The sequence below is a fragment of the Pseudomonas sp. KNUC1026 genome (assembly GCF_021650705.1).
GTDB lineage: Bacteria > Pseudomonadota > Gammaproteobacteria > Pseudomonadales > Pseudomonadaceae > Aquipseudomonas.
This window is the reverse complement of sequence record NZ_CP087138.1, coordinates 1,414,658-1,426,990: the sequence shown is the minus strand read 5'-3', so window position 1 is coordinate 1,426,990 and position 12,333 is coordinate 1,414,658. Positions and strand designations below refer to the sequence as shown.

Genomic DNA, 12,333 nt, shown 5'->3' with positions numbered 1-12,333 from the left:
GATCAGGGCGCTGCCAGAAACGCACCAACAATGGCGCCCGATCAGGTCGATTCTTGAGTCCCCTGGACCAACTGCTCCCGAAAGAACGCGGGCGCGAAGCCCGCATAAACACAACAAAGCGAGGGCGTACAACATGGTGTTCAACAAGTGGGCGATGTCGGCCCTGGCCGCCGGCGTGCTGGCGATGGGCATGGGCGCGGCGCAAGCGGCCGACCAGTCCCTGAATTTCGTAAGTTGGGGCGGTACCACCCAGGATGCGCAAAAAGACGCCTGGGCGACGCCATTCACCAAAGCCACCGGCATCAAGGTGGTCCAGGACGGCCCGACCGACTACGGCAAGCTCAAGGCCATGGTCGAAAGTGGCAACGTGCAATGGGATGTGGTCGACGTAGAAGCCGACTTTGCCCTGCGCGCTGCCAGTGAAGGCCTGCTCGAGCCGCTCGACTTCAACACCATCGATCGCAGCAAGATCGACCCCCGCTTCGTTTCCGACCATGCCGTCGGTTCTTTCTACTTCTCCTTCGTATTGGGCTACAACGAATCCAAGCTCGGCGCCAACAAGCCCGAGGACTGGAGCGCGCTGTTCGACACCGCCAAATACCCCGGAAAGCGCGCGCTGTACAAATGGGCGAGCCCCGGCGTGCTCGAACTGGCCCTGCTTGCCGATGGCGTGCCGAAGGACAAGCTCTACCCGCTCGACCTGGACCGCGCCTTCAAAAAGCTCGACACCATCAAGAAGGACATCGTCTGGTGGGGCGGTGGCGCCCAATCCCAGCAACTGCTGGCCTCGGGTGAGGCGAGCCTCGGCCAGTTCTGGAACGGCCGCCTGTTCGCCCTGCAGCAGGACGGCGCCCCGGTCGGCGTGAGCTGGAAGCAGAACCTGATCATGGCCGACTTCCTTGTGGTGCCCAAAGGTGCCAAGAACAAGGACGCCGCGATGAAGTTCCTGGCGACCGCCAGCGGTGCCAAGGGCCAGGCTGACTTTGCCAACGCCACGGCGTATGCACCGGTCAACGTCGACAGCACCGCGCGCCTGGATTCGACCCTGGCCAAGAGCCAGCCTTCTGCCTACAAAGACGAGCAGATCACTCTGGACTACGCGTACTGGGCCAAGAACGGCCCTGCGATCGCGGCACGGTGGAACGAATGGCTGGTGAAGTGAAAGTGCAATCGCGCGCTCACGCACTGACCTCGGGGGGCGCCTCTGGCGCCGCCCTTGGGCAGAGCCATGCCCGCAGCCCGTGGCGCGGTGCCCGCATTCTGGTGCCGGCGCTGCTGTTTCTTGGCCTGTTCTTCTTCGCCCCGCTGATCGGGCTGCTGCTGCGCGGGGTGCTCGAACCCACCCCGGGGCTGCACAACTACGCCGAGCTGTTCGCCAACTCGGCCTACGCCCGTGTGCTGTTCAACACCTTCTCGGTAGCTGCGCTGGTGACGGTGTTCAGTGTGTTGCTGGGCTTTCCATTGGCCTGGGCGATCACCCTGGTGCCGCGTGGCTGGGGCCGCTGGCTGCTCAATATCGTGCTGCTGTCGATGTGGACCAGCCTGCTTGCCCGCAGCTATGCGTGGCTGGTGCTGCTGCAAGCCTCGGGCGTGGTGAACAAGGCGCTGATGGCGCTGGGCATCATCAGCCAGCCGCTGGAACTGGTGCATAACCTCACCGGCGTCACCATCGGCATGACCTACATCATGATCCCCTTCATCGTGCTGCCGCTGCAGGCGACCATGCAGGCCATCGACCCGATGGTGCTGCAAGCCGGTGCCGTCTGTGGCGCCAGCCCCTGGACCAACTTCTGGCGGGTGTTCATTCCGCTGTGCCGGCCGGGGCTGTTCTCCGGGGCGCTGATGGTGTTCGTGATGGCCTTGGGTTACTACATCACGCCTGCGTTGCTGGGCGGTGCGCAAAACATGATGTTGCCGGAATTCATCGTGCAGCAGGTGCAATCGTTCCTCGATTGGGGCCTGGCGAGTGCCGCCGCGGCCTTGTTGATCCTGATTACCCTGGTGCTGTTCTACTGCTACCTGAAGCTGCAACCGGAATCCCCGGTCGGCTCCAGCCACGGGAGGTGACCCATGCTGTTGACCCCCAATGCCCTGGGCCGGAAGCTGCGCCTGGGTTTGTACGGCACTACGGCGATCATCGCGCTGTTCCTGCTGCTGCCGATCGTGTTCATCGTGCTGCTGTCGTTCGGCTCCTCCCAGTGGCTGGTGTTCCCGCCACCGGGCTGGACGCTCAAATGGTACGGGCAGTTTTTCGCCAACCCCGACTGGATGGACGCGGCACTCTCCAGCCTGAAGGTGGCGGTGCTGACCACCGTGTTGGCCGTGGCCCTGGGCCTGCCCACCGCTTTTGCCCTGGTGCGCGGCCAGTTCCCGGGGCGTGACCTGCTCTACGGGCTGTTCACCCTGCCGATGATCGTGCCGCTGGTGATCATCGCCGTGGCGGTGTATGCGCTGTTTCTCAAGCTGGGGCTGACCGGCACGTTGTTCGCTTTCGTGGTGAGCCACGTGATCGTCGCCCTGCCCTTCACGGTGATCTCGATCATCAACTCGCTCAAGCTGTTCGACCGCTCCATCGAGGATGCCGCAGTGATCTGCGGCTGCTCACGCTGGCAGGCGGTGGCGAAAGTGACCTTCCCGGCCATTCGCCCAGGCATGGTGGCCGGTGCGCTGTTCGCCTTTCTGATCTCCTGGGATGAAGTGGTGCTGAGCGTGATGATGGCCAGCCCCAGCCTGCAGACCTTGCCGGTAAAATGTGGACCACCTTGCGCCAGGACCTGACCCCGGTGATCGCCGTCGCCTCGACGCTGCTGATCGGCCTGTCGGTGCTGGTGATGCTGATTGCTGCCGGCCTGCGCCGGCGCTCCGAAGCTCGACTTCAGGAACTGCCATGAACGCCATCTTCCAAGACTCTTCGCGCCAGCCCCTGGTGAGCCTGCGCAACCTTAACAAGCATTACGGCAACTTCGTGGCCGTGGACAACCTGTCGCTGGACATCCAGGAGGGCGAGTTCCTTACCTTCCTCGGCTCCAGCGGCTCGGGCAAAAGCACCACGCTGTCGATGCTCGCCGGCTTCGAAACGCCCAGCTCCGGGGCCATCGAAGTCGGTGGCAAGGACCTGGTCAACGTACCGCCGCACAAGCGCGGCATTGGCATGGTGTTCCAGCGCTACTCGCTGTTCCCGCACCTGTCGGTGCGCGACAACATCGCCTTCCCGCTGGCCATCCGCAAACTCGACGCGGCCGAGCGCGAACGCAAGGTCGACGCCATGCTGCGCCTGGTGCAGCTGGAGGCCTTCGCCAACCGCCGCCCGGCGCAACTGTCCGGCGGCCAGCAACAACGCGTCGCTATTGCCCGGGCGCTGGTGTACGAGCCACGCATCCTGCTGATGGACGAACCGCTGGGCGCACTGGACAAAAAACTGCGCGAAGACCTGCAGGACGAGCTGCGCCAGCTGCACCGTCGCCTCGGGCTGACCATCGTCTACGTGACCCACGATCAGGAAGAAGCCATGCGCCTGTCGCAGCGCATCGCGATCTTCAGCCACGGCAAGATCGTCGGCCTGGGCAGCGGCGTGTCGCTCTATCAGGACCCGCCCAATGCCTTCGTTGCCTCGTTCCTGGGCAACTCCAACTTCCTTGATGTGACCGCCACCGGGCAAGGCGCGGCCAGTTTCGAGGGCCAGGGCCTGGCCATGCGCTTGAGCAGCGAGCACCGTACCGGTGATGCGCTGCGCCTGATGGTGCGGCCAGAGAAAGCCCTGGCGTTGAGCCAGGCGGATGCGGCCACCAACCCGCTGCCGCCGGGCTGGAACGAGGTGAGTGCTACTGTCAGCGAGCTGCTGTTTCTGGGTGAAAGCCAGACCTGTTCGGTGGTCACTGCCGGTGGCACGGAACTGACCGTGCGCGCGCTGTCGGCCACCGGCCTGCCGTTCAAGCCCGGCGACACGGTGAAGGTGCGCTGGGCCGCAGCGGACGCCTGCATATACAGCGCCTGACGCCGCTTCGCCGTTAGGCTACAGTGCGCCACATTCCTCCCCTGTGTGGCGCACTGCCTTGATGCCGAACCCTGCCCTGTTGACCCTGGTCATCTCCCTGGCCAGCACCCTCCTCCTGCTGATGCGCCCCTGGCGCCTGCCCGAATTCATCTGGCCCAGCGCAGCCGCGCTGATCCTGCTGCTGGCCGGCCTGCTGCCGTGGCAGGCGGCCTGGCACGCGGTGGGTGAAGGCCTGGATGTCTACCTGTTCCTGATCGGCATGATGCTGCTCGCTGAAGTGGCCCGCGAACAAGGCCTGTTCGATTGGCTGGCCACGTTGGCGCTGCGCCAGGCAGGCGGCAGCGGCACACGGCTGTTCGATCTGCTTTATGTAGTGGCCGTAGTGGTAACGGTGTTCCTCTCCAACGACGCCACGGCGGTGGTGATGACGCCGGCGGTGTACGCCGCCGCGCGCCAGGCCAAAGTGGAGCCGCTGCCTTACCTGTTGATCTGCGCCTTCGTGGCCAACGCCGCCAGCTTCGTGCTGCCCATTTCCAACCCGGCCAACCTGGTGATCTTCGGCCATGCCATGCCGCCGCTGGCCAGTTGGCTGGCACGTTTCGGCCTGCCGTCGCTGGCAGCCATCGGCCTGACCTGGGCAGTGCTGCGGCTGATTCAGCGCCAGCACCTGCGGGCACCCGTGGCGGCAGCGCCTGCACAAAAGCCGCTGGAAGCGCCGGCCAAGGTGGCGGCGCTGGGCTTGAGCCTGACCGCGGTAGGGCTCGTAGTGGTGTCGCTGCAAGGCTGGGCGCTGGGTTTGCCGACCCTGCTTGCCGGCGCCGGCACCGCCCTGGTGGTCGCACTGGTGCAGCGCCGCGCGCCGTGGGCCGAACTGCGTGCTGTGAGCTGGAGCGTGTTGCCGCTGGTGGCGGCACTGTTCGTGCTGGTGGAGGCGGTGCAGCGCGACGGCTGGCTGAGCCTGCTGGCGCAACAGCTGCATACTGTGGCCGAACAGCACCCGCAGTGGGCACCCTGGCTGGCCGGGGTCGGTGCTGCGCTGGCGAGCAACCTGGCCAATAACCTGCCAGTAGGCCTGGCAGCGGGTGCCTTGCCGAACCTGGCGCCGCTACCGGAAACCAGCGTCGCAGCACTGGCCATCGGTGTAGACCTTGGGCCGAACCTCTCGATCACCGGCTCGCTGGCCACCCTGCTCTGGCTGGCTGCGCTGCGCCGTGAAGGCCTGCACATGGGCGCCTGGCGTTTTCTGGGCATCGGTGCGCTGGTAATGCCCCCGGCCTTGATCGCGGCGCTGTGGATGGTGTGGTAGCTTTCTAAAGCCAACGAACGCGTGCGGCAAAACATGCTCCGGGCCCCTTTTCAAGAGGTAACCCGAGATGCCAACCGCACCTGTGGCCACTGTGGCCGACGGCAACGATCCCTATGCCTGGCTGCGCACCGATCAGGAGGCCGCCAAGGCGTACCTGGCCGAGGAAAACGCACACTACCAAGCCACCCTGGCCAGCACCGAGACCTTGCAGCAGCAACTGCTGTGGGAGTTCGAGCAGCGTCAACCCGGCACAACTCAACCCGACCTGGGCCTGGTGATCGGTCCCTGGGCCTACTACCAGCAGCAGGGCACCGACGAGCCCTACTCCAGGCACTATCGCCGGCCGGTCGCCAACCCGGAGGCCACCGGGCAGCTGCTGCTGGATGTGAACACCCTCGGCGAAGGCGACCACATCGATGTGCGCCAGACGCAACCCAGCCCCGACCACCGCTACCTCGCCTACAGCCTCGCCGACGACGGCAGCCAGCGCTATCGCCTGCACATCAAGGACCTGGACACCGGCCATACCACCGTCGTACCCGGCCCCGACAGCCTTGGCCTGCTGGCCTGGGGCAACGACAGCCGGAGCATCCTTTACATCGCACTGGCCAGCGATGGCTGGCGCCCGAACGCCTTCTACCGCTTCACTCTGGGTGACGACCAGCCGTTGAGCGTGATCGAGGAGCACGACCCCGCCTACCTCCCCAGCGGCTGCCAGCGCAGCGCATCCGGCGATTACCTGATCCTGAGTATCGAGAGCCCGGCCAGCAGCGAAGCCTGGGTGCTCGATGCGCACCACCTCGAAAGGCCGCCGACCCGCGTACGGCAACGGGCTGAGAACGCACGTTACTACGTGGACCACGGCTGCATGAACGGCGCGCCCTGCTGGTTCATGCGCGACCACGCCACCGCACTGGAAGGCGAAGTGCACTATCAGTGGAGCACCGCAGGCTCCCTACCCAACCAGGCCCAATGGGCGACATTGATTGCAGCGCGGCCAGGCATCGTGCTCACCGAGCTTTACCCCGAACGAACAGCGCTGGTAGTGAGTTTGCGCGAACAGGGCCTGGCGCAGCTGGAAATCCACAAGCCGTGCCAGGCCTCGTGCCGAGTGACCCAGGCGTATGAAAGTTACAGCCTGCAGGTCACCGACAGCCTCGGCTTCGAACTTCCGCGCCTGCGCTTGAGCCTGGAAAGCTTCACGCTTGCGGAGCAAATCTGGGAGCTCGACCTGGAGACGCTGCAATGCAGCTTACTCCAGCAGGCAAACGTCGGCGGCGGCTTCGACAGCGGCCATTACCGCATTCAACGCCTCTGGGCCAGCGCCAGTGACGGCACCCAGGTGCCGATCAGCCTGGCCTATCGCACAGATGCTCGATTCCCGGCGCCCACCGTGCTCAGCGGCTATGGCGCCTACAACATCAGCGAAGATCCGCGCTTCAAGCTTGCAGAGCTGAGCCTGCTCGACCGCGGCTATGTGCTGGCCATCGCCCACGTGCGCGGCGGTGGAATACTTGGGCCGCAGTGGCACCACGCTGGGCGGCTGGGCAACAAACCCAATACCTTCGGCGATTTCATCGCCTGCGCCGAACACCTGATCGCCCAAGGCTTTACCCAGCCAGGCCGGCTGGCCATCCAGGGTGAAAGCGCGGGCGGCCTGTTGGTCGGCGCTGTGCTCAACCAGCGGCCGGAGCTGTTCGCAGCGGCCATCGCCCAGGTGCCGTTCGTGGATGTGCTCAACAGCATGCTCGACGACAGCCTGCCACTGACCATCCCCGACTACGCCGAGTGGGGCAATCCACAGGAGCCTGACGCCTACAGGGTGATCGCCGCCTACGCCCCCTACGAAAACGTCACTGCCCAAGCCTATCCCGCGCTGATGGTCACCGCCGGCTTCAACGACCCGCTGGTGCCCTACTGGGAGCCGGCGAAGTGGGTCGCCAAACTGCGAGCACGCAAGGCTGACAACCACTGGCTGGTGTTCCATACCGAAATGGACGGCGGCCACGCCGGCAGCGCGGCGCAGGCCAACCAGCAGCAGCGAGCGGCCGAGCGGCTGGCGTTTCTGATCACCCAGCTCGAACAGGGCTGAACCTTCACAGACAATGGCTATGCTTGTGAGCGACGGACCGTGCCGTCATGCCAGGGATAACCCGTCACCGGCGCGCCTGGGCGCTGCCGGCGACCTCCAAAGAGGAAAGCCCCGATGTCCAACACACCCAAATGCCCCTTCCAGCATGCAGCGGGTGGAGGCACCACCAACAAGGATTGGTGGCCCAAGCAACTGAACCTGAAGATCCTGCACCAGCACTCTTCGCTCAGCGACCCGATGGGGGAAGCCTTCGACTACGCCAAGGCCTTCAAGAGCCTCGACGTGGAAGCTGTAAAGCAAGACCTGCGCGCCCTGATGACCGACTCCCAGCCCTGGTGGCCGGCCGACTTCGGCCACTACGGCCCGCTGTTCGTGCGCATGGCCTGGCACAGCGCCGGCACCTATCGCGTCGGTGACGGCCGTGGCGGCGCTGGCGCCGGCCAGCAGCGCTTCGCCCCGCTCAACAGCTGGCCCGACAACGTCAGCCTCGACAAGGCGCGCCGGCTGATCTGGCCGATCAAGCGCAAGTACGGCAACAAGATTTCCTGGGCCGACCTGATCATCCTCACCGGCAACGTCGCGCTGGAAACCATGGGGCTCAAACCCTTCGGCTTCTCGGGCGGGCGGGCCGACGTATGGGAACCTGAGGAGGACGTGTACTGGGGTTCGGAAACTACCTGGCTGGGCGGCGACAGCCGTTACGCAAGCGCGGGTTCCGGCACCACCACGGCCGAGGCAGAACTGCACGGCAGCGAACAAAGCCGCACCGGCCCTGCCGGGCGTAACCTGGAAAACCCACTGGCTGCGGTGCAGATGGGCCTGATCTACGTGAACCCCGAAGGGCCGGAAGGCAACCCCGACCCGGTCGCCTCGGCCAAGGACATCCGCGAAACCTTCGGCCGCATGGCCATGAACGACGAAGAGACCGTGGCCCTGATCGCCGGCGGCCACGCCTTCGGCAAAACCCATGGCGCAGGCCCAGCCACCCATGTGGGTCCGGAGCCTGAAGCCGCGCCCCTGGAGCAGCAAGGCCTGGGCTGGAAGAGCAGCTTCAACAGCGGCGTGGGCAAGGACGCGATCACCAGCGGCCTGGAAGTGACCTGGACCTCCACGCCGACGCGCTGGAGCAACGAGTACCTGACCAACCTGTTCACCTTCGAGTGGGAACTGACCAAAAGCCCCGCCGGCGCTCACCAGTGGCGGCCGAAGAACAACGGCGGCGCTGGCACCGTGCCCGATGCGCACGACCCGGCCAGGCGACACGCCCCGACCATGCTCACCTCTGACCTGGCGCTGCGCTTCGACCCGGCTTACGAAAAGATCGCTCGCCGCTTCATGGAGCACCCCGAGGAACTGACCGAAGCCTTTTCCCGCGCCTGGTTCAAGCTCACTCACCGCGACATGGGCCCGCTGGCGCGTTATCTCGGGCCGGAAACCCCGACCGAGGAACTGCTCTGGCAAGACCCGCTGCCGGCACGCCACTACGCGCTGGTGGACGCTGCCGACATCGAAACCCTCAAAACCGAGCTGCTCGACAGCGGCCTGAGCACCGTGCAACTGATCAGCACAGCCTGGGCCGCAGCGGCCAGCTTCCGTGGCTCGGACAAACGCGGCGGCGCCAACGGCGGCCGGCTGCGCCTGGCGCCGCAAAAGGACTGGGCGGTCAACCAGCCGGCGGAACTGGCCAAGGTGCTGCCGGTGCTGGAAGCGATCCAGGCGCGCTTCAATCAGGCGGCCAGTGGCGGCAAGCAGGTGTCGCTGGCGGACCTGATCGTGCTCGGCGGCTGTGCGGCGCTGGAGCAGGCGGCCAAAGCCGCCGGCCATGCGCAGCCAGTGCCGTTCAGCCCGGGCCGGGTCGACGCCAGCCAGGCGCAGACGGATGTGGAGTCGTTCAGCGTGATGGAGCCAGCAGCGGACGGGTTCCGCAACTTCCAGAAAGGCGCTTACGGGCACCTGAGTGAGGCGTTGCTGGTAGACCGCGCGCAACTGTTGACGCTCACCGCGCCGGAAATGAGCGTGCTGGTCGCTGGCCTGCGCGTGCTGGGCGCCAATGCTGCAGGAAGCCAGCACGGCGTGCTCACGCAACACGCAGGCACGCTCAGCAACGACTTTTTCGTCAACCTGCTGGACATGGCCACCGAGTGGAAAGCCGACAGCGACGCCTCGGAGACCTTCACCGGGTTCGACCGGGCCAGTGGCCAGCGCCGCTGGACCGCGACCCGTGTCGACCTGGTATTCGGCGCCCATGCGCAGCTGCGCGCGATCGCCGAGGTGTACGCCAGCGAGGATGCCCAGGAAAAGTTCGTGAGTGACTTCATCAAGGCCTGGGCCAAGGTGATGGACCTGGACCGCTTCGACCTGCGCAGCTGAGGCAGGCATGCAACAGGCGCCCCGCGCCGGGCGCCTTCTTCTCAGTGCAATCGCTTGCGGCACATCAGTTGTTCGAGCTTGGCGGTGTCAGGCCGCTCCACCACGCCCTTCTCGGTAACGATGGCATCGATCAGGTCGGCCGGGGTGACGTCGAACACCGGGTTGAACGCCTCCACCTGCGCGCCCAGCAACTGGCCGCCCACCTCCAGCAGCTCCGCGCCATCACGCTCCTCGATCGGGATCAGCTCACCGCTGTCCAGGCTCATGTCGATGGTCGAGCTGGGCGCCACCACCATGAAGCGCACGCCGTGGTGCATTGCATTGACCGCCAACTGGTAGGTGCCGATCTTGTTGGCCACATCGCCGTTGGCGGTGATGCGGTCGGCGCCCACGATTACCCAGGTGATGCCTTTGGTTTTCATGATACGTGCTGCGGCGCTGTCAGCGTTGACGCTGACCGGGATGCCTTCGTTCGCCAGCTCCCAGGCGGTCAGGCGCGAGCCTTGCAGCCACGGGCGGGTTTCGTCGGCGTAGACGTGTTCGACCATCCCTTCGAGGAAGGCCCCGCGAATCACCCCCAGGGCGGTGCCGAAGCCGCCGGTGGCCAGGGCGCCGGCGTTGCAGTGGGTCAGCAGCGCCTGCTGGCTGCCCTGGTGCTTGCGGATCAGGTCGGTGCCCAGCTGCGCCATGGTGAGGTTGGCCTCACGGTCGCTCTCGTGGATCAGCCGCGCCTCGGCTTCGAGCAATGTGGCCGGGTCATCCTGCGGGCGCAGGCGCTCCAGGCGTTCGCGCATGCGGTTCAGTGCCCAGAACAGGTTGACCGCGGTGGGCCGGGAGTCGGCCAGCAGGGCGATGTCGGCAGCCACAGCGGCCCGCCAGTCGCCGCCCTCGGCCAGGCGCTGGCGCACCCCGAGCACCACGCCCCAGGCCGCAGCGATGCCGATGGCCGGCGCGCCGCGCACCACCATGCTGGTAATGGCATCGGCCACCGCCCCTGCGCTGTCGTAGCGCAACCACTGCTCCTTGTGCGGCAACACCCGCTGGTCGAGCAGGTACAGCGCCCCGTCACGCCAGTCGATGGCTTTTACCTTTTCCGCAGCCAACAAGCGCTCACGCATGGCACACTCCCGCAATCCAACCGCCTCAAAAGGCCGTGATCATACGCCCCCGTTGCTGCAGGTGCTCGGTATACTTCCCGCTTGCCAAAACCACCGCGACGGACCTGCCCGCCATGCCCGATACCCCTCTGGACCTGCTGATCGTGCCCACCTGGGTGGTGCCGGTGGAGCCGGCCGGCGTGGTGCTGAGTGGCCACGCGCTGGGCATCCGCGGCGGGCTGATCGCCTGGCTCGGCCCACGCCACAAGGCCCCCCCAGCGCACGAGGTTCAGGAACTGCCCGGCTGCCTGCTCAGCCCCGGCCTGATCAACGCCCACGGCCATGCGGCGATGACACTGTTTCGCGGCATGGCCGACGACCTGCCCTTGATGAACTGGCTGGAGAAACACATCTGGCCGGCCGAAGCGCGCTGGGTCGATGAGGCTTTCGTCGCCACCGGCACGCAACTGGCCATCGCCGAGCAGCTCAAGGGTGGCATCACCTGTTTTTCCGACATGTATTTCTACCCGCGCGTGGCCTGTGAACAGGTCGACCGCAGCGGCATGCGCGCGCAAATCAGTGCGCCGATCCTCGACTTCCCGATCCCCGGCGCAGCCACCCCGGAACAGGCACTGAGCCAGGCGGTCGCGCTGTTCGATGCGCACCGCCAGCACCCACGCATCAGCATCGCCTTCGGCCCCCACGCGCCCTACACCGTCAGCGACCCGCACCTGGAACAGGTGCGCATGCTCGCCGAACAGTTGCAGGCGCCGGTGCAAATGCACGTGCACGAAACCGCCTTCGAGGTCGAACAGGCCGTCGCGGCCACCGCCGAGCGCCCGTTGGCGCGCCTGGCTCGGCTTGGCCTGCTCGGCCCACGCTTCCAGGCCGTGCACATGACCCAGGTCAGCGACGACGACCTGCACCTGCTGGTGGCCTACAACGCAAGCGTGGTGCACTGCCCCGAGTCCAACCTCAAGCTCGCCAGCGGTTTCTGCCCGGTCGAAAACTCTGGCAGGCCGGGGTGAACGTCGCCATCGGCACCGACGGCGCGGCCAGCAACAACGACCTCGACCTGCTCGGCGAAACCCGTACCGCTGCGCTGCTGGCCAAGGCGGTGGCGGGCTCGGCGACCGCGCTGGGCGCACACCGGGCGCTGCGCATGGCCACCCTCAACGGCGCCCGTGCGCTGGGCCTTGCGCCCTGCATCGGTTCGCTGGAGGTGGGCAAGGCCGCCGACATCACCGCTTTCGACCTGTCGGGCCTGGCGCAACAGCCGGTCTACGACCCGGTCTCACAATCGATCTACGCCAGCGGCCGCGAGTGTGTGCGGCATGTCTGGGTAGCCGGCAAGGCGCTGCTGCGCGATGGCCAGCTCACCACCCTCGACGAGCCTGCCCTGGTGGCCAGCGCCCGGGCGTTCGGTGAGCGCATCGCTGCGGCACGCTAGCCCATCCTCTTACGCGAACTTCTG

General features: G+C 66.2%; 7 protein-coding genes and 2 pseudogenes. 8 read left to right on the top strand and 1 reads right to left on the bottom strand.

The annotated features are described in order from the left end of the window. Positions 1-133 precede the first annotated feature (133 nt). From LN139_RS06385 to katG, 7 genes and pseudogenes are all read left to right on the top strand, one after another. On the top strand, positions 134-1,162 hold the full coding sequence (locus LN139_RS06385) for an ABC transporter substrate-binding protein (RefSeq protein WP_236359200.1): 1,029 nt from the start codon (positions 134-136) through the stop codon (positions 1,160-1,162). Then, positions 1,147-2,067, top strand: a complete 921-nt coding sequence (locus tag LN139_RS06380; protein WP_236359199.1) for an ABC transporter permease — start codon at positions 1,147-1,149, stop codon at positions 2,065-2,067. Before LN139_RS06385 ends, LN139_RS06380 begins: the two co-directional genes overlap by 16 nt. Before the next feature lie 3 nt (positions 2,068-2,070). Then, positions 2,071-2,891: pseudogene (locus LN139_RS06375) on the top strand (ABC transporter permease). Then, the gene (locus LN139_RS06370) at positions 2,888-3,994 is read left to right on the top strand and encodes an ABC transporter ATP-binding protein (RefSeq protein ID WP_236359198.1); all 1,107 of its coding nucleotides are present in this window, start codon (positions 2,888-2,890) and stop codon (positions 3,992-3,994) included. The pseudogene LN139_RS06375 and the gene LN139_RS06370 overlap by 4 nt, the downstream one beginning before the upstream one ends. A gap of 61 nt (positions 3,995-4,055) precedes the next feature. Beyond that, complete coding sequence (locus LN139_RS06365) at positions 4,056-5,300, top strand: SLC13 family permease (RefSeq protein WP_236359197.1); 1,245 nt, start codon at positions 4,056-4,058, stop codon at positions 5,298-5,300. Between the two features lie 67 nt (positions 5,301-5,367). Then, positions 5,368-7,392, top strand: a complete 2,025-nt coding sequence (locus LN139_RS06360) for a prolyl oligopeptidase family serine peptidase (RefSeq protein WP_236359196.1) — start codon at positions 5,368-5,370, stop codon at positions 7,390-7,392. A 114-nt stretch (positions 7,393-7,506) separates the two neighbouring features. Next, the gene (katG, locus tag LN139_RS06355) at positions 7,507-9,762 is read left to right on the top strand and encodes a catalase/peroxidase HPI (RefSeq protein WP_236359195.1); all 2,256 of its coding nucleotides are present in this window, start codon (positions 7,507-7,509) and stop codon (positions 9,760-9,762) included. A 41-nt stretch (positions 9,763-9,803) separates the two neighbouring features. Here the strand turns inward: katG and mtnA are convergent, their stop codons facing one another. After that, on the bottom strand, positions 9,804-10,880 hold the full coding sequence (gene mtnA / locus LN139_RS06350; protein ID WP_236359194.1) for an S-methyl-5-thioribose-1-phosphate isomerase: 1,077 nt from the start codon (positions 10,878-10,880) through the stop codon (positions 9,804-9,806). Between the two features lie 113 nt (positions 10,881-10,993). Here mtnA and LN139_RS06345 point away from each other — a divergent pair. Continuing rightward, positions 10,994-12,309 (top strand): annotated as a pseudogene (locus LN139_RS06345) (TRZ/ATZ family hydrolase). The last annotated feature ends 24 nt before the right edge of the window (positions 12,310-12,333 follow it).

Coding starts and splice junctions, on each gene's coding strand:
- LN139_RS06380 (WP_236359199.1), top strand. CDS start 1,147: ATGGCTGGTGAAGTGAAAGTGCAATCGCGCGCTCACGCACTGACCTCG.
- LN139_RS06360 (WP_236359196.1), top strand. CDS start 5,368: ATGCCAACCGCACCTGTGGCCACTGTGGCCGACGGCAACGATCCCTAT.
- LN139_RS06365 (WP_236359197.1), top strand. CDS start 4,056: ATGCCGAACCCTGCCCTGTTGACCCTGGTCATCTCCCTGGCCAGCACC.
- mtnA (WP_236359194.1), bottom strand. CDS start 10,880: ATGCGTGAGCGCTTGTTGGCTGCGGAAAAGGTAAAAGCCATCGACTGG.
- LN139_RS06370 (WP_236359198.1), top strand. CDS start 2,888: ATGAACGCCATCTTCCAAGACTCTTCGCGCCAGCCCCTGGTGAGCCTG.
- LN139_RS06385 (WP_236359200.1), top strand. CDS start 134: ATGGTGTTCAACAAGTGGGCGATGTCGGCCCTGGCCGCCGGCGTGCTG.
- katG (WP_236359195.1), top strand. CDS start 7,507: ATGTCCAACACACCCAAATGCCCCTTCCAGCATGCAGCGGGTGGAGGC.